18 protein-coding genes and 1 pseudogene are annotated in these 17,039 nt (G+C 62.3%); 9 read left to right on the plus strand and 10 right to left on the minus strand.

The features are described from left to right. Nucleotides 1-84: 84 nt before the first annotated feature. Both KSS90_RS14940 and KSS90_RS14945 read left to right on the plus strand, forming a co-directional pair. Nucleotides 85-693 (plus strand): hypothetical protein, encoded by a 609-nt coding sequence (locus KSS90_RS14940; RefSeq protein WP_217866183.1) that lies wholly within the window; start codon nucleotides 85-87, stop codon nucleotides 691-693. Between the two features lie 61 nt (nucleotides 694-754). Next, nucleotides 755-1,570: a protein phosphatase 2C domain-containing protein gene (locus KSS90_RS14945; RefSeq protein WP_217866184.1), complete on the plus strand. Its 816-nt coding sequence runs from the start codon at nucleotides 755-757 to the stop codon at nucleotides 1,568-1,570. An 11-nt stretch (nucleotides 1,571-1,581) separates the two neighbouring features. Here KSS90_RS14945 and KSS90_RS14950 read toward each other — a convergent pair whose 3' ends face one another. After that, nucleotides 1,582-2,007 carry a GNAT family N-acetyltransferase gene (locus tag KSS90_RS14950; RefSeq protein WP_217866185.1) on the minus strand — a complete coding sequence of 142 codons (426 nt, stop codon included), beginning with the start codon at nucleotides 2,005-2,007 and terminating at the stop codon, nucleotides 1,582-1,584. A 279-nt stretch (nucleotides 2,008-2,286) separates the two neighbouring features. Next, nucleotides 2,287-3,084 (minus strand): hypothetical protein, encoded by a 798-nt coding sequence (locus tag KSS90_RS14955; RefSeq protein ID WP_217866186.1) that lies wholly within the window; start codon nucleotides 3,082-3,084, stop codon nucleotides 2,287-2,289. Between the two features lie 783 nt (nucleotides 3,085-3,867). Between KSS90_RS14955 and KSS90_RS25685 the strand changes: the two genes are divergently transcribed. Then, on the plus strand, nucleotides 3,868-3,996 hold the full coding sequence (locus KSS90_RS25685; RefSeq protein ID WP_263975083.1) for a hypothetical protein: 129 nt from the start codon (nucleotides 3,868-3,870) through the stop codon (nucleotides 3,994-3,996). Between the two features lie 49 nt (nucleotides 3,997-4,045). Here the strand turns inward: KSS90_RS25685 and KSS90_RS14965 are convergent, their stop codons facing one another. Both KSS90_RS14965 and KSS90_RS14970 read right to left on the minus strand, forming a co-directional pair. Beyond that, nucleotides 4,046-4,390 (minus strand): hypothetical protein, encoded by a 345-nt coding sequence (locus tag KSS90_RS14965; protein ID WP_217866187.1) that lies wholly within the window; start codon nucleotides 4,388-4,390, stop codon nucleotides 4,046-4,048. A gap of 94 nt (nucleotides 4,391-4,484) precedes the next feature. After that, entirely contained in the window at nucleotides 4,485-4,763 is a 279-nt protein-coding gene (locus KSS90_RS14970; RefSeq protein WP_217866188.1) for a hypothetical protein, read from the minus strand. Nucleotides 4,764-4,780: 17 nt separating this feature from the next. Here KSS90_RS14970 and KSS90_RS14975 point away from each other — a divergent pair. Continuing rightward, nucleotides 4,781-4,933, plus strand: a pseudogene (locus KSS90_RS14975) (site-specific integrase); the annotation flags it as partial. Between the two features lie 163 nt (nucleotides 4,934-5,096). Further along, nucleotides 5,097-6,023 carry a D-alanyl-D-alanine endopeptidase gene (gene pbpG / locus KSS90_RS14980; protein WP_217866189.1) on the plus strand — a complete coding sequence of 309 codons (927 nt, stop codon included), beginning with the start codon at nucleotides 5,097-5,099 and terminating at the stop codon, nucleotides 6,021-6,023. A gap of 53 nt (nucleotides 6,024-6,076) precedes the next feature. On the opposite strand, the gene KSS90_RS14985 is transcribed toward pbpG, so the two are convergent. Beyond that, the gene (locus KSS90_RS14985) at nucleotides 6,077-6,514 is read right to left on the minus strand and encodes a mediator of RNA polymerase II transcription subunit 21 (protein WP_217866190.1); all 438 of its coding nucleotides are present in this window, start codon (nucleotides 6,512-6,514) and stop codon (nucleotides 6,077-6,079) included. 190 nt (nucleotides 6,515-6,704) lie between these two features. On the opposite strand from KSS90_RS14985, the gene pvdM reads away from it, so the two are divergent. Beyond that, nucleotides 6,705-8,078, plus strand: a complete 1,374-nt coding sequence (gene pvdM / locus KSS90_RS14990) for a pyoverdine-tailoring dipeptidase-like protein PvdM (RefSeq protein WP_217866191.1) — start codon at nucleotides 6,705-6,707, stop codon at nucleotides 8,076-8,078. Further along, a complete protein-coding gene (gene pvdN, locus KSS90_RS14995; RefSeq protein WP_217866192.1) occupies nucleotides 8,071-9,351 on the plus strand; it encodes a pyoverdine-tailoring periplasmic protein PvdN in 1,281 nt (426 codons plus the stop codon). Before pvdM ends, pvdN begins: the two co-directional genes overlap by 8 nt. Before the next feature lie 139 nt (nucleotides 9,352-9,490). On the opposite strand, the gene KSS90_RS15000 is transcribed toward pvdN, so the two are convergent. The 5 genes from KSS90_RS15000 to KSS90_RS15020 are packed head-to-tail and all read right to left on the minus strand — an operon-like array spanning nucleotide 9,491 to nucleotide 16,001. Next, nucleotides 9,491-9,868, minus strand: a complete 378-nt coding sequence (locus KSS90_RS15000) for a response regulator (protein WP_217866193.1) — start codon at nucleotides 9,866-9,868, stop codon at nucleotides 9,491-9,493. A 44-nt stretch (nucleotides 9,869-9,912) separates the two neighbouring features. Further along, the gene (locus KSS90_RS15005; RefSeq protein ID WP_217866194.1) at nucleotides 9,913-11,139 is read right to left on the minus strand and encodes a hybrid sensor histidine kinase/response regulator; all 1,227 of its coding nucleotides are present in this window, start codon (nucleotides 11,137-11,139) and stop codon (nucleotides 9,913-9,915) included. Further along, the gene (locus tag KSS90_RS15010; protein WP_217866195.1) at nucleotides 11,133-11,708 is read right to left on the minus strand and encodes a chemotaxis protein CheB; all 576 of its coding nucleotides are present in this window, start codon (nucleotides 11,706-11,708) and stop codon (nucleotides 11,133-11,135) included. Before KSS90_RS15010 ends, KSS90_RS15005 begins: the two co-directional genes overlap by 7 nt. Continuing rightward, the gene (locus KSS90_RS15015) at nucleotides 11,705-12,526 is read right to left on the minus strand and encodes a CheR family methyltransferase (RefSeq protein WP_217866196.1); all 822 of its coding nucleotides are present in this window, start codon (nucleotides 12,524-12,526) and stop codon (nucleotides 11,705-11,707) included. Before KSS90_RS15015 ends, KSS90_RS15010 begins: the two co-directional genes overlap by 4 nt. A 4-nt stretch (nucleotides 12,527-12,530) precedes the next feature. After that, nucleotides 12,531-16,001, minus strand: a complete 3,471-nt coding sequence (locus KSS90_RS15020; RefSeq protein WP_217866197.1) for a response regulator — start codon at nucleotides 15,999-16,001, stop codon at nucleotides 12,531-12,533. 254 nt (nucleotides 16,002-16,255) lie between these two features. On the opposite strand from KSS90_RS15020, the gene KSS90_RS15025 reads away from it, so the two are divergent. Together KSS90_RS15025 and KSS90_RS15030 are read left to right on the plus strand one after the other, a co-directional pair. Then, complete coding sequence (locus KSS90_RS15025) at nucleotides 16,256-16,606, plus strand: response regulator (protein ID WP_217866198.1); 351 nt, start codon at nucleotides 16,256-16,258, stop codon at nucleotides 16,604-16,606. 143 nt (nucleotides 16,607-16,749) lie between these two features. After that, nucleotides 16,750-17,037 (plus strand): hypothetical protein, encoded by a 288-nt coding sequence (locus KSS90_RS15030; protein WP_102682381.1) that lies wholly within the window; start codon nucleotides 16,750-16,752, stop codon nucleotides 17,035-17,037. Nucleotides 17,038-17,039: the final 2 nt, after the last annotated feature.

A 17,039-nucleotide genomic window follows, 5' to 3' on the forward strand; every position in this document is an offset into this window, starting at 1 on the left:
GCGCTCAAGTCAGCCACGCGCACGCCGATACCCCTCGTGCATCCACCCCGGATGCACGATTGTGCGGCTACTCAAGAAAGATTCATGTTGCGTCACAACCTACCGGCCCTGCTGGTACTGTCACTGTTCCTGTCACTCACCGGCTGCAATGGCCTGCCACGCTCGAGCGCCACCGACGCTCCGCCACTCGGCCCGATCCTCCCGGATAGCGCAGCACGCACGGCCTGGATTACGCAGATCCTTGCCCAGGACCCGCTGGCCAGTCAGGACCGACAACCACCACCCCGGCAGAGCAACGCAGAGGTCGTCGCCAAGCTGCGCCAGAAGCGCGACATCCCGTTGCCGGATGCCTACTGGGCGCAGTGGCAACACAACCTGGATGCCTTCGATGCCGATACTGCGCGTCACAAAGAGGCCGAGCGTGCACGCTACATCGCCACCTTCACCGACCAACTCAAGCGCGTCGACGACCCTACCCTGCTGCGCCTCGCCACCGCGCCCGACAGCCTGGATGCGGCCGACAGCGATGCCTGGAAACAACGCCTGATCGAGCGCTACAGCCGCTACATCATCGACAGCGAAGTCAGCCGCGAGATGATCGACGCCCATCTGCGGCGCATGGCGCTGATGGACCGGCAGTACGGCGTCTGCGCCCTGGACAGCGACTGCTGGGACCACGCACCCAGACCGTGACATTTGACGCACGGCAGCGCAGCGTTCAAGGTCGTCGCACACAATCGATCCGGAGACCGATATGCATTTCGACCTGATCCAGTCCCTGAGCCTGGCCGGCAAGACCGATGTGCCCAATGACGACCGTGTCGGCAGTGCCGACCGCCACGCCTGGGTCATCGACGGCGCCACCGACCTCGGCGCCCCCGGCCTGCTCGGTGAGCGCGGTGGCGCCGCCTGGCTCTCGGCCACGGCCCAGCGTGCCTTCGCCATGGCGTCGGGGCCGCTGCGGCAGGTCTGCGAATCAGTCTTCGACTCGATCGCCCAGGCCTATCTACAAGACCGCCAGCGCGAGCCCGTGGCCACCTGGGAACTGCCGCGCGCCGCCTTCGCCGCCGTGGCGCTGGAGGGCGAAGAGCTGGTCTGCGCGCACCTGGCCGATTGCGTGGTGCTACACCGCAGCGCACAAGGCATCCATTTCCTCACCCCCGAGCCCGACCGCGAGGCCGAACGCGCCGAGGCTACGGCACTCGGCCCCGGCACCGGCGCCCACGGCGTGCGCACCCCAGCCGTGCTGGCGGACCGCCGGGTAGCCCGTGAACGGCCTCGGGCCGTGCTCGGCATCGACGCCCAGCTGTCAAGGGAAGGAACGCTCTACAGCCGCGCGCCAGTGGCCCGAGGCGACGATATCCTGTTGATGAGCGATGGTTTCGCGGCGCTGTTCGACACCTACCGGGCCTATGACCCGGCCGGTTTCATCGAACGCCTGCTGGCTCACGGCCTCGATGACCTGGCGCGCACGTTGCGTGGCATCGAGCACGACGATGCGGCATGCCTGCGCTATCCGCGCTTCAAGATGAGCGACGACGCTTCGGCGATCTGGTTGCGGGTTGGTTAAGTCCCCACTAGCTAGGCCAAGCGCTTGTGCAGAAAATAGCGGGTATGCCCGGGCGGGAAATCGGCAATTTCGCCAAAGACTTCGAACCCCAACCTGCGGTAGAAGTCCGGCGCCTGGAAACTGAAGGTGTCCAGCCAGATCCCGCCACAACCCTTCTCCCGTGCCAGCGCCTCGGCCCTGGCCATCAGCTCGCGCCCCGTGCCCTGCCCGCGCATCTGCTCGGGCACCACCAGCAGCTCGATGAACATCCAGCCCCCACCGAGCCTGGCGTAGAGGCCTCCGACGATTTCATCGTTGGCAGGATCGCGTAGTGTCCAGGCGACGGTGGCCGCTCCAGGCGAGCCGATCACGCCATCGTTGAATACACGCAAGGGTTTGAGGATCGCATCGTGATGCAGGCCGGTGGCCTGGTCAGTGAAATCGATACTGAGTGTCATGGTAGGTCGTCCAGTGACCAATAAGGAAGGAGGCGCGAAACGCACCGGATTAAATTTACTTGACGTTGCGGCCTTTGGATACAAGGCTCACAATCCGACTACGGTGAATTCGTCAAGGTAGTATAGGCTGTCCGTCATCGTGCATCGTTTTATGCATCTGCATAACTTACCGTTCCATGGCAACCAATGCGCTCGGCGCCTCGTGACATTGAAAGGAAGCCCAAATAAATTTACCTAAAAACTGTAATCCAGCCGTAGTTAAACGTTAGAACATTCGAATCAATGCGCATCAGACTGCGCATCAGACTGCGCATAAGTCAGATCACTAGCAAAATCAAGAGGCCGCACAAGGAAATTTCCAATTTTCGCCGGAATGTAATCCACCTGCCCATAATTGGCCCTTATATATACATCAACGGCTGCTACAAGCCCAGCATCTAAGGCTTGTTGATTATAATAAAGCATGCCCTCAGTTGGGCTATACGCCAAGTTAAAAAATTGACCAACGATCAACGGCCTAGCACCTGTCTCCTGCCACCCTCTGCTTTGTGCGTTGACAGGATAAACATTGGCGTAATCCGGTGCAGAGATCAGCTCAGCAACACTAAGGCGACGACCGTTTGAGCTTTCATAGGCCACATTGTAATCGGGGTCTTGAATCTCCCACGCTCCGGTCTCAGGATTCATAATCTCAAGAAAAACATGTCCCATTAAAGATCCAGAGTAACGAGAGAATAAGTATATCGTACGCGAGCGAATTCCAAAGTTATGGAGAAGCGCCTGCATGGCCTGTGCACGGTGCCCGCAAAGTAGCTCTGGGCGAATCGCGGACTTGTCGCCAACGGCAGTCCGATACAAGTGATCAATTACATAGGCATAATCATTACCATGCACTTGACTCCACTCCCCCTCACCGTGATCAGAGTTCCTGTAAACGTATTCTCTAGTGGCGTCTGCCAGCGCCAAGTCAAGGGATACTGCATACCCTTTAATCAAAGCACTGGACATGTCCGCCCTGCTCGCCACCGAAAACAAAGAAAACTGCACAAAAACCAACAACAACAACAATAATTTCATTGCTTACCATCAAAAAATGTGCATTACTGACTAGTTATGAGGTGCTCCCCGCACGCAATTTTACAATCTCCGTTCGTGCCACGCCAGTTCAATCGCACTGAAAGCCCCACCTCCGTTGCCCCCGCCACTGCGCCGCCAAAAGCACTCGATAGGTTGCGACTTAGTAAACCATTCGACCTGCACAGCTGAACATGAACTGGCACATTTTACCGGAAGTAGCTTGGGTGCTTTGCACACGGATACGAAGGGTAAGCGCTCTGCCCCTTCACACTGAAGGCGCAGTTAAGCGCGTCGGAAAATTTGACCGACGCACGCCATTCTCCAAGGGCTTATCGCGTCGTTCAGACGATCCGGTCTAGGGCAGTATCAGGCGCGCCTCAATCCACGGTCACTCCTCGCATGCCACAGCGCACCCGAATCTCTGAAGCCTCCACAGTCAGAAAGCCGAGCAGCATCTACAATCGCAACTTGCCCAGCGGTGGCAACACCATTTTGAAGCCCTACCTCACACCGCCCCAGGTCCGCTTTAAGGAACTGTTTAGCTCGCTCAGCCAGACCTGCACTCGCTAGGAGCGTATTCTGGCGAAAGACGAAAGAGGCCAAGGCCGGCATTGAAGAGCTGCGGATAGAGGCAGGTGTTGGCATCCGCCAGGCCCTGGCCGAGATCGTGAATGGGCCGAGGTCGAGGAGAACGGCGAGGCTATGACCCTCCTTATCCACCGCATCCATGAATTAGGGCCTGAAGCGGCCCGCCACTTCCTCAGTGCGCCGGGCCACTAAATCGTGACTTCAAAAATCGTGGAGCGCCAGCTAGATCAGTTCCGGATCAGCCGCCAAATGCGCGAGCCTGACTTGATGCTCGGTGGCAACCCGGACGATATCGGACCGATGATTCCGGAAGAGATCTACTGAGACGATCGGCGCTATGGCTTGAAGAAGAGCACCTGCATGAGCTCAGGCGCTATGCGGGAGATCGCAACGCAGCCTCCCATCCCTCAATGAACTCAACTACTTCACTCTGAATTCTGTTCATCGAATCCGTCGCAAAACGGTAATTGATGTGCAAGTCGTCATGAGTGAGCTCAAGTTCCTTATAAATAAACTGCTGGCATCGAATCAGAGCCGTTTGAATACGGTGAAGTTCGGCATACAGTTTCTTGATCGCTTCAGTTTGCTCGACCCGCTCAAGTTTATCTAAAACACGCCCTACCTCATCAACTTTTTCGCGAACCGCGATCCTCCCTATGTATTCGCTGTGAAGGTCATAGATACGCGTCCATTGATGATCCACCGTTGCTCTACTCATTATTCCTCCGAAATCAGCCAGACCAGGCTGACCGAACAGTCAAAATACTCCATTTGGATCGGCGCCATTATCGGCAACCATCCTCTTAACTCATTCATTCAGAAAATACCACCATGCCTCCACCAGCACGGAGGGCGGCGCATGCATGGAGAAAGCCATAAGCAACTACAACTGTGACTACGTCCGCCGCCACTACGGTGTGCCCGCCGAGGTCGGTCGCCGCGTGATCGTCAACGGTGAGCCGGGCGTCATCATAGCCGACCGCGGTCAGCACATTGGCAAGGGCGATCGCCGACACCAGGAAGCGCAACGACAGACGGGTCTCAAGTGAATCTCCATTCGTCTTCCAGCCAGCCGGAAGGTCGTCCCACATGAACCGAGCGAGGCCGCAGGCACACCGATGCCACGATGTGCCTCATGTCAGGGATGAATCCCGCCTTCATCGCCGGGCAACTGGGACACTCTGTTCAGGTGCTGCTCACCACCTACGCCAAGTGGTTGAATTCGGCCTATGACTGGTCCGAGCTTACCAAGCTGGAATAGGCAGTAATTGGTACGGAAGTGGTACCGGATTAAATTTCGTTCACGTTACGCCCTTTGGATATAAGGCATTCGACAGCCGTTCGACCATACTCCAGAATGCAACGGTTTTTTGGGGGAAACCCTTGAACAGCCAACGACATACCAACATTTAGTGAGCCTCAACGTGAAAACTTCCCTGTCCATCCTCAGCCTGCTGCTGTTGCTCACAGGAACCGCGACCCTACCGTCGACCGCTGCTGCACAACCCCCGGCCCAGGTCCAGCGTGACCCGAGCAAGCTGCACCTGGCGTCCGGCAGCGCCCTGTTGATCGACCTGAACACCAACAAGGAGCTGTATTCCAGCCACGCCGATCGCGTGCGCCCCATCGCCTCGGTCACCAAGTTGATGACCGCGATGGTCGTGCTCGACGCCAAGCTGCCCATGGACGAGATGCTCAGCATGACCATCGCCAACAACCCGGAAATGAAAGGCGTGTATTCCCGGGTACGGCTGGGCAGCGAGCTGAACCGTCGCGAGACGTTGCTGATCACCCTGATGTCGTCGGAAAACCGTGCGGCCAACTCCCTGGCCAACCACTACCCCGGTGGCTACAGCGCGTTCATCAAGGCAATGAACGCCAAGGCCCGCAGCCTGGGCATGAGCCACACCCGCTACGTCGAGCCGACCGGCCTGTCGACCTTGAACGTCTCCACCGCCCAGGACCTGGCCAAGCTGCTGATGGCCTCGCGCAAGTACCCGATGCTCAGCGAGTTGTCGGTCACCCGCGAAAAGACCGTGGCGTTCCGCAAGCCCAACTACACCCTGGGCTTCCGTAACACCGACCATTTGGTGAACAAGAGCAACTGGGACATCAAGCTGACCAAGACCGGCTTCACCAACGAAGCGGGGCATTGCCTGGTGCTGCTGACGAAAATGGACAACCGTCCGGTGGCCATGGTGATCCTCGATGCCTTCGGCAAGTACACCCACTTCGCCGACGCCAGCCGCATGCGCCAATGGTTGGAAACCGGCGCGGCCAAGCCGGCACCGGCGGTGGCCATGCAGTACAAGAGCGAGCGGCAGAACCGCGCCCGCGTGGCCGTGGACTGAGGGCCTGACCATGGGGCTGCAAAGCAGCCCCATGGCGCTTTGAACGGCAGGCTTCAGGCGCGGGTGTTGACCGAGCCGCCGGCACTGCTGCCTCCGGCCTGCTGCAGCGCTGCGAGCAATTGCGCGGTAGCGGCCAGGATCAGGCCGGTGAGGGTGGCGATACTGGCCTGCTTGGCCGTGACCGCCGCCATCTTGGACGGGTCGCCCTTGGCTTGCTCCATCAACTGGGCCAGTTGCTTCTGCTCTTCGGCCAACTGCTTCTGCAGGCGCTTGATCTGCTCGCGCTGCTCCTTGATGCTCGGCTCCTCGTCACCTTCGATGCTGCTTTCGATCTGTGCGGCCTTGGTCTCGCTCTTGAATGCGTCGCCCTTGAATACCAGACCGCCCCGCTCGTCTACCGACGGCGTGCCGGGCGAGACATTCGAGGTGGCCGCAGGCGTGGCGCCGGCAATGCTGGGGATGTTGAGATTGGCTGCGGTTATTCCAACCATTTCTTACCTTCCTTGAGGTGGATTCTTACATGGCAGGTTATCGGCCAACCCTTCCCGTTCTTGAATCGGCAATCGCTGGCACTTAGCCTCGCCTGCACGGTTAAATTTGCCCACCACTCGTTCGTCCACCTGATACCCAGGCCCTGCCCAGCCGGCAGGCCGACCCGATCAGCCCCGCAACGAGATGGCAATGACCAAGACCCGCTCCCGCAAAGCCTTGTACATCGGCCTGCCCCTGGCCCTGGTGGCCGCCCTGGGCGGAGCCGCCGGCTACTACTTCTGGAAACAGGACGGCGGCTACCCCCGTGCGATCGTGCAACAGGCCAACGACCTGCATGAGCATATGCTCTCCTTCGACAGCCATGTCACCGTGCCATTGGGCTACGGCAGCACCGGTTACGAAGCAGACAAGGACGGCCGTGGCCAGTTCGACCTGGCCAAAGCGGCCAAGGGCCGGTTGTCCGGCGCGGCGCTGACCGTCTTCGGCTGGCCGGAGCTGTGGAACGGCCCGAACGCGCCGCACCGTCCCACGCCAGGCTTCATCGACGAGGCCCGCAACCAGCAGGAAGTGCGCTACAAGATCATCAGCGGCATCGTGCGCGACTTCCCCAACCAGGTCGGTATCGCCTACACCCCTGAAGACTTCCGGCGCCTGAACGGCGAAGGCAAGTTCGCCATCTTCATCAGCATGCTCAACGCCTACCCGCTGGGCAGCGACCTGTCGCAGCTCGATTTGTGGACCAAGCGCGGCATGCGTATGTTCGGCTTCAGCTACACCGGCAACAACGCCTGGGCCGATTCCTCGCGGCCGTTACCATTCTTCAACGACACTCCCGATGCCTTCGGCGGCCTGTCGCCGCTGGGCGAGCAGGCGGTCAAGCGGCTCAACGACCTGGGCGTGATCATCGATGTGTCGCAGATGTCCACCCTGGCCCTGGAAGACGTCGCCCGCCTGAGCCGCGCGCCGTTCGTGGCCTCGCATTCGGCGCCACGGGCGCTGGTAGACATTCCGCGCAACCTGTCCGACAAAGAGATGCAGCTGATCAAGGACAGCGGCGGCGTGCTTCAGGTGGTGGCCTTCACCACTTACCTCAAGCCCCTGAGCAAGCCGACCCTGGAGAAGCTCGAAGCCCTGCGCGCACGCTTCGACCTGCAACCGTTGCAAGGCCTGACCAATGCACTGATGCCGGGCGACCCGATCATCGCCATCTGGCCAGAGGCGCGCTTCGGCGAGTACGCCAGCAGCCTGTACGCCATCGTCGACGAAGAGCCCCGCGCCGGCCTCAAGGAGTATGTCGACGCCATCGACTACGCCGTGAAGAAGATGGGCATCGATCATGTCGGCATCAGCTCCGACTTCAACGATGGTGGCGGCGTCACCGGTTTCATGAACGTCGGCGAGATCCGCAACGTGACCGCCGAACTGCTGACCCGCGGCTATTCCGAAACCGATATTGCCAAGCTCTGGGCAGGCAACTTCCTGCGCGTCTGGGGGCAGGTGCAGAAAGCCGCCAACCCCGTGGCCCAGCTCGCCAACAGCAGCCAGGAAACCCGCCATGACTGATCGGCGCGCCTTCCTCAAGCAGGCCGCCGCCCTAGCGGCCAGCCTGCCGTTGCTGCCAAGCGCCCTGGCCGCCACCGCCACCCCGCCGTCATTGCAGGGCCCGGACAAATGGCGCCAGTTGCGCCAGCTGTTTCCCCTGGCACCGGATGTCGCGCACTTCGCCAACTTCCTGATCACCGCCCACCCACGGCCGGTACAGGATGCGATCGACCGCCACCGCGCCACCCTCGACCACAACCCTGCGGTATGCATGGACTGGGAGAGCCAGTACGAGTGGCAACGCGAGGATGAAGTCCGCGAATGGGCAGGCCGCTATCTGGACGTGCGCCCCCGCCAGATCGCCCTCACCGGCAGCACCACCGAGGGCCTGGGCATGATCTACGGCGGCCTGCACGTGGCGCCGCACCAGGAGATCCTGACCACCGAGCACGAGCACTACTCGACCCACAACTGCCTGGCCTTCCGTCAGCGCCAGCATGGCACCCAGGTGCGCAAGCTGCGCCTGTTCGACAAACCGGGCGACGTGTCCACCGACCGGGTGCTGAGCGTGATCGACCGCAGCATTCGCCCTGAAACCCGGGTGCTGGGCATGACCTGGGTGCATTCGGGCAGCGGTGTCAAGCTGCCGGTGGGCGCCATCGGCGAGCTGGTGCGCCAGCACAACCGCAACCGCGACGAGGCCGAGCGCATCATCTATGTGGTCGATGGCGTACATGGCTTTGGTGTTGAGGACGTGCGCTTCGCCGATTTCAACTGCGACTACTTCATCGCCGGCACCCACAAGTGGATGTTCGGCCCGCGTGGCACGGGGATCATCTGTGCGGCGTCCGAGCAGATGCAGCACCTGACGCCGACCTTCGCCACCTTCTCGCGCAACGAGGACTTCGGCACCATCATGACCCCGGGCGGCTACCACGCCTTCGAGCACCGCTGGGCGCTGGGCGAGGCCTTCAAGCTGCACCTGAGCCTGGGCAAGACCGATGTCCAGGCACGGATCCACCAGCTCAACGACTACCTCAAGGCGCGGCTGGCCGAGCACCGCGCCGTGGAGCTGGTGACGCCGGTCAGCCGCGAGTTCTCCGCGGGGTTCACTTTCTTCCGGATCAAGGATCGCGACCCCGATGCCGTGGCCACTTATCTGAATGCCAACAAGGTCATGGTCGATGCCGTCGACCGCGATGCCGGGCCAGTGATCCGCTTCGCGCCGAGCCTGCTCAACGACGAGCAGCAGATCGACCGGGCCATGACCCTGCTGCGCACGCAGATCGGTTGAGGTAACGCCATCCATACCGGGGCTGCTACGCAGCCCTTTCGCCGGCGAGCCGGCTCCCACCCCGACCGCGCCGCCCTCGAGCCAAGCGCGGTCGCTGTAGGAGCTGCGGTTCGCCGCCGCGACTTGCCAGCAATGAGGCTTAGCGCAGCGACGCCTGGATCTGCTCGTGCAGGGTATCCAGGTCGAACGGTTTGGCCAGGATCGGCGCCTTGCGCGCGATCGGGCTGCCCGACTCGAGGATTTCCGCCGGATAGCCGCTGATGAAGATCACCTTCAGGTCAGGTCGCAGCTTCACCGCGGGCTCGGCGATCTCCACCCCGGAAATCCCGCCCGGCAGGCGGAAATCGGTGACCATCAGGTCCAGGTGCGGCTTGCTGGCCAAAATCGCGAACGCCTGCTCGCCATCCTCGGCCACCAGCACGTGGTAGCCCTCGCCCGCCAGGTAATCACGCAGGATCATGCGGATCGCCGGCTCGTCCTCGACCACCAGTACCACGTCTTGTGCATCTTCACTCATGACAACGCCTTCGAATTCAATAAGTTGGCTATCAGACCGCGGCTTTACGCAGAGGTTGCCCGGGTCTGGTCACAGGCGTGCGGCAGCACCGATAGCGGTAGCTGGACGGTAAACGTCGACCCCGCTCCAACCTGGCTGTGGACCTGGATCCGCCCGCCGTGGGCGAGGATGATCTGCTCGGAAATGTACAGCCCCAGGCCCAGGCCGCCACTGGCCTGCTGCGCGGCGACGCGCTCGAACTGCTGGAAGATCCGCTGCTGGTTCTGCGCATCGATGCCGATACCCTGGTCCTGCACCTGCACGCAGGCCATGGCGTGCTCTTCGAACACCCGCACCTGCACAGGCTTGCGATTGCCGTAGCGCAAGGCATTGGACAACAGGTTGGCCACCACCTGTTCAATCCGGAACTCGTCCCACTCGCCCTGCAAGGCATCGCAGCGCTGCAGCTCGATGACGGTGTCCACGGCGCTGGCCTGAGCGGCAAAATTTTCCACCAGCCCCCGCACCAGCTGGCCAAGGTCGAAGGTCCGGGGCCGGATCGACAGCTTGCCGGTGCGGATCCGCGAAACGTCGAGCATATCCTCGACCAGGCGGATCAGGCTGTTGATCTGGCGTTCGTCACGCTCGACCATGGCCTTGAGCTTGTCTTCGCTGAACGCGGCGAGGTTGCCGCGGGACAGGTGCATGCGGCGCAACTGGGTTTCCAGGATCAGTCCGTTGAGTGGCGTGCGCACCTCGTGGGAGACGATCGACATGAAGTCGTCGCGCATGCGCACCGCGCGCTCCAGTTCGCCACGGGCCAGCTGTAGTTGGTTGAGCAACAGCTCCTGCTCCTGGCGGCCCTGCTCCAGGGCCTGCAGTTGGCGGTCCAGGGCCTTGCGCTGGCGGAACAGGTCGACGAACACCGATACCTTGCTCTTCACCGCCAAGGTTTCCAGGGGTTTGTGCAGAAAATCCACCGCCCCGCTCTCGTAACCTTTGAAGGCATAGTTCATCTCGCGGCCGGCGGCGCTGACGAAGACGATGGGGATGTTGCGGGTCTTCTCCATGCCGCGCATCAGCTCGGCCAGCTCGAAGCCGTTCATGCCCGGCATCTGCACATCGAGAATGGCCAGGGCGAACTCGTGCTCGAGCAGGAGCGACAACGCCTCGTCGGCGGACTGTGCCTGGTACACCTCGCGGTCATCGCCGTGGATCAGGGCGTCCAGGGCCAGCAGGTTTTCCGGCAGATCGTCGACGATCAGCAGTTTCGCGGTGATGTGGCTTAGCATGCGCTGGGTTCCAGGGTAGCGAGCAACTGCCCGATACCACTCAGGGAAAGAATATGGTCCGGGTCGTGCAAGGCCAAAGCGGCCTCCGGCATCAACGCGACCTGTGCTTCACGGGGGTCCTGAACGACCGTCCGGCCACCGCTTTGTTTGATGCGCAAAAGCCCGCGGGCGCCGTCTTCATTGGCACCGGTGAGCAGTACGCCGAGCAGCTCCGGGCCATAGGCGTCGGCAGCCGACTCGAAGAGAAAATCGATTGCCGGTCGCGAAAAATGCACCGGCTCCTCCTGGCTCAGCGACAGGGTGAAATCACCCTCCACCGAGAGGTGATAGCCCGGCCCCGCCACATAGATCAGCCCCGGCTCTATCCGCGCCTTGTCGAGGGCCTCGCGAACCGGGCGGCGCAGGCGGCGCTGCAGCACCTCGGCCAGTTGGCTGTGGCGATCGTCGGGCAAGTGCAGCACGCACAGCACCGGGATGGCGAAATCGTCGGGCAGCGCGCCGAGCACGCTGAACAGTGCCGAAACGCCGCCCGCCGAGGCGCCAATGACAATCGCGCGCACGCTGTTCATGTCTTGCGGTAGATCCGCTCGGGCCGCACCAGCGGCTCGAAACGTTCGCCGTAGGCCGAGAAGTCCACCGACTCCTTGCTGCCCAGCACCAGGAAGCCGCGGTGGCACAGCGACTCGTGGAACAGCCCCAGGGCACGGTCCTGCAGGCCCTTGTTGAAGTAGATCAGCACATTGCGGCACGACACCAGTTGCGTCTCGGAGAACACGCTGTCGGTGGCCAGGCTGTGATCGGCGAAGGTCACGTTGTCGCGCAGGCTGGCGTCCATGATGGCGTTGCCGTAGGCGCTGGTGTAGTACTCGGAAAAGTCCCGCCGGCCACCGGCCTTGCGGTAGTTCTCTTCGTACTCGCGCATGCTCTGCATCGAGTAGATGCCCTGCTTGGCCCGCTCCAGCGAATGCGGGTTGATGTCGGTGGCATAGATGATGGTGCGTTCGAGCAGGCCTTCCTCGCGCAGCAGGATGGCCATGGAATACACCTCCTCGCCGGTGCTGCAGCCGGCGATCCAGATCTTCAGCGACGGCCAGGTGCGCAGCAGCGGCACCACCTCGTTGCGCAGTGCCAGGAAGTGCCCGGGGTCGCGGAACATCTCGCTGACCGGGATCGTCAGGTACTGCAGCAGCTCGAGGAACATGCCCGGGTCGTGCAGCACCCGCTCCTGCAGCGCCGATACCGTGCGGCAGTCGAACTGGCGCACGGCGTGGAGGATCCGGCGCTTGATCGAGGCGCCGGAGTAATCGCGAAAGTCATAGCTGTACTTGAGGTAGATCGCCTCGATCAGCAGCCGGATCTCGATATCGGTATTGCGTTCACTGGTCAAGATTTCAGATTCGCTCCAATTGCGGCAGCCAGACCCGGATCAGCGAGAACAGGCGGTCCAGCTCGATCGGTTTGGCCAAATAGTCGTTGGCCCCGGCCTGCAGGCAACGCTGCTGGTCGTCCTTCATCGCCTTGGCGGTCACGGCGATGATCGGCAGCTTGCGCCAGCGCGGTTGCTGGCGGATCAGCCGGGTCGCCTCGTAGCCGTCCATCTCCGGCATCATCACGTCCATCAGCACCAGGTCGATGTCGTCGTTGGCTTCCAGGCATTCGATGGCCTCGCGCCCATTGCGGCCGATTTCGACGATGGCACCCTTGTGTTCCAGGGCGCTGGTCAGGGCGAAGATATTGCGCACATCGTCGTCCACCAGCAGGATCTTGCGCCCCTCGAACACCTTGTCGCGGCTGCGCGCGGTCTTGAGCATGCGCTGGCGTTCGTTGGACAGCTGCGACTCGACCTTATGCAGGAACAGCGTCACCTCGTCGAGCAGGCGCTCGGGCGAACGCGCGCCCTTGATGATGATCGAGCGCGAGTACTTGAGCAGGTCGGCCTCTTCCTCGCGGGTGAGGTTGCGCCCGGTGTAGACGATCACCGGCGGGAAGCTGCGGATGTCTTCGGCGGTCATGCGCTTGAGCAGCTCGTTGCCAAGCATGTCGGGCAACTTGAGGTCGATGATCATGCAGTCGTAGATGTTCTCGCGCAGCAGCGCCAGGGCGTCCTGGGCCATGGCCACGGCAGTGATCTCGATATCGTCGTCGCCGATCAGGCGGGCGATGCTCTCGCGCTGCAGGTCGTCGTCCTCCACCAGCAGGATGTGCTTGAGCTTCTGCGTGAGCTTGGCCTCCAGGCGGCCGAACACCGCCTTGAGTTCCTCGCGGCTGGTGGGCTTGACCGCGTAGCCCACCGCGCCCATGTGCATGGCAGCCTCGACGCGGTCCTCCACCGAAATGATATGCACCGGAATGTGCCGGGTGCCGGCTTGCTCCTTGAGACGCTGCAGCACGGTGAGCCCGGAGTGATCGGGCAGGCGCATGTCCAGCAGGATGGCGTCGGGCAAATACTGGGCCGCCAGCTCGAAGCCCTCGTCGGCGGCATGGGCGACCAGGCAGCTGTAGCCCAGTTCGTGGGCGAGGTCGAAGAGAATGCGGGCGAAATTCGGCTCATCCTCGATCACCAGGATGCAGCGGTTGGCGAACGGCGCTTGGCCGCGGTCGTCGGCGAAGGCCGGGGTCGGGCGCTCGCTGCGAACGGGCGCAGGCACCGGCGGTGCCGGCGGCAGTTCGTCGACCGCCGGGCGCAGGCTATGCACCTCGACCTGCTGCGCCGAGGGTTCGAAGTGCTCGGGCAGGATCAGGCTGAACACGCTGCCCTGCCCTGGGCTGCTGTCGACATTGATCTGCCCGCCAAGCAGGTGGGCCAGGTCACGGGAGATGGACAGCCCCAGACCGGTGCCGCCATAGCGGCGGTTGCTGGTGCCATCGACCTGGTGGAAGGCGCCAAAGATCGCCTGCTGCTGGTCGGCGGCGATGCCGATGCCGGTGTCGCGCACCGCGAAGACGATGCCCAGGCCCGCCTGGTGGCTGATGCGCAGGCTCACCTGGCCACGCTCGGTGAACTTGATGGCGTTGGACAGCAGGTTCTTGAGAATCTGCTCCAGGCGCTGCCGGTCGGTGAACAGCGACGCCGGCAACGGCTGCTCGAGCTGCACGGCGAAGGACAGGCCCTTGTCCTGCGCCAACGGCTGGAACATGCCCTGCAGGCCTTCGACCAGGCGCTCCAGCGGCGTACTTTCGGCGCGCACTTCCAGCTTGCCGGCCTCGACCTTGGCGATGTCAAGAATATCGTTGATCAGGTTGAGCAAGTCGTTGCCAGCCGAATAGATCGACTCGGCGAACTTCACCTGCTCGTCGCTGAGGTTGCCTTCGGCGTTCTCGGCCAGCAACTTGGCCAGGATCAGCGAGCTGTTGAGCGGCGTGCGCAGCTCATGGGACATGTTGGCGAGGAACTCGGACTTGTACTTGCTCGAGCGCTGCAGGTCGTCGGCGCGAGCCTGCAGCTCGACCTGGGCCTGGTTCAGCTCGCTGTTCTTGCGGTCCAGGGCCTCGGTGCGCTCGGCCAGTTGCTCGTTGGTCTGCTCCAACTCCGCCTGCTGGGTCTCGAGGTGGGCCTGGGACTCCTTGAGCACCCGCGACTGTTCTTCGAGCTCTTCGTTGGCGGTCTTGAGCTCCTCCTGCTGCACCTGCAGTTCTTCGTTGAGCTGCTGGGTCTCGGCCAGCACTTCCTGCAGGCGCTGGCGGTAGCGGGCACTTTCGATGGAGATGCCTAGGTTTTCGGCGACTCTTTGCAGCAATTCCACATCGCGCTCTTGCAGCGGACGCAGGAATCCCAGCTCCAGCACGCCGTTGACCCGCCCATCGTCCTGCGCCGGCACCAGCAGGCCACTGCGCGGCAGGCCACGGCCCAGGCCCGAGCTCAGGCGGTAGTAGTCCTCCGGCAGCTCGTCGAGGCGCAACAGCCGCCCCTGGGCCACGGCCTCGCCCAGCAGACCGGCATGATCGCCCACGCGTGGTTCGCTGCCCTGCTGTTCGGCGTCCAGGCCGTAGGTGGCGACCCGCACCAGCTGGCCATGCTCGTCGCGCACATACAGCGCACCGACCACACTGCCCAGGTAACCGGCGAAGAAGCGCAGGATATTGTCGCCGAGCATTGACAGCGTCAGTTGGCCGAGCACCTGCTCGGCCAACTGGGTCTGCCCGGCGCGCAACCAGGCCTGCTGCTCCAGGCGCTCGGCGGCGCGTTGCTGGGCCTCCAGGTTGTCGACATAGCTCGAGGACAAGGCCAGCAGGTCACGCCGCCCCAGGTAGGCGAGCAGCGCGCTCAAAGCGACGATGAACAGCACGAACGCCGAGATCGCGGTCATGGTGACCGTGCTGACCGTCTCGTTGCGCGCCGTGCGCAGTTGTTGCTCGGTGTTGATGAAGGTGTCGAATTCCTTGCGGATCTCGTCGGTCAGGCGCTTGCCGCGGCCACGGCCAATCGACGACGCCACATCACCCTGCTGGCTACGCCGCTGGCTGATGACTTCGTTGCCGAAGGTGTTCCACTCGCGCTGCAAGGCCGCGATGCGGTCGATGCGGTCAACTTGCTGGGGGTTGTCGGCCACCATTCCCCGCAGGCTGTCCAGGCTGCCGAAGATGCGCGGCTTTGCTACCTCGTAGGGGTCGAGGAAACGCTCTTCGCCGGTCAGCAGGTAGCCGCGCATACCGGTTTCCATGTCGATCGACAGCTTGATCGTCTCGTTGGCATTGCCGATCACCCGATCGGTGTGCTCGACCCACTGCATGGCCGAAAGCAGGTAGTTGATCACCGCGACAAAGGCCACGGCGCCCAGTAGCCCCACTCCCAGGGGCAGGCCGACGTTGCGGCTCAGCAGTTTGCGAAAACTGCGTTGGTCCATCGAGGCTGCTTGAATCATGTGAAAGTGCCCGAGCGAAAAAAGTCCATTGAACAGACCGGCGTCTACGTCGTGTAAGTGTTGCCCTGCGCCAGACCGACCGCGAATACAGCGAGTCTAACCAGCTTTCGCGGAACTGGCAGGGCATTTAGCCAGTATTTGAAGGCGGGCTGCGCCAATCGTTCCATCTATTTGCCCATGCCGTTAAGCTTGGGAACTTCTGCCATGGCCAAGCGCACAGAGTAGAGACAATCCATCGAAACAGGATCCACACAATGCACCTTCTGGTAGTCGAAGACGACGACATCGTTCGCATGCTGATAGTCGAAGTGCTCGACGAACTGGGTTATGCCGCCCTCGAGGCCGACAGCGCTGCCGCGGCCCTGAAGATCATCGAGGATCCCACGCAACCGCTGGCGCTGTTGATGACTGACGTGGGGCTGCCGGACCTGCGCGGCGAGGAATTGGCGGCCAAGGCTCGGGAAAGCCGGCCGAACCTGCCGGTGCTGTTCGCCAGTGGCTACGCCGAGAGCTTCAACGTGCCCCCAGGCATGCACCTGATCGGCAAGCCGTTCAGCATCGACCAGCTGCGCGACAAAGTGCTGGAGATTCTGGGCGCACCGTGAATCCTGAAGGCTTGCGGTAAATCGCCGGCAGGCCGGCTCCCACAGGAACCGTGCAATGCCAGTGGCCAGCTGAAATAATTTGAACGTCTCGCGCCTTTAGGCTTCAAACCTTCGAGGTATGCCTCTCTCGTCGGAAAGCCGCCATGAAGATGCCCTGTCGTGCCCCTTGCGCTTGCCTGGAACTGGATTTCGTCCGCGACACCCTGTTCGGCCCGGTGGCCCAGCGTGCCATGTGCCAGGTCCAGTTGGCCGCCCTCAGCCTGCAGGGCCGTCCGGCGCTGCGCCTGCATATCGAACCACCGTTACCCGGCAAGGTGGAGAAGGCGCACAGCGTCGCCTTCGCCTGGGAGGGGCGCAACTATCGGGGCGTGGTCCGTGAACACGTCAAATGCGGCGACGGCGGCATCAACCTGCTGCTCGAGTTGCAATGACC

It is taken from the genome of Pseudomonas maumuensis (assembly GCF_019139675.1).
Classification (GTDB): domain Bacteria; phylum Pseudomonadota; class Gammaproteobacteria; order Pseudomonadales; family Pseudomonadaceae; genus Aquipseudomonas; species Aquipseudomonas maumuensis.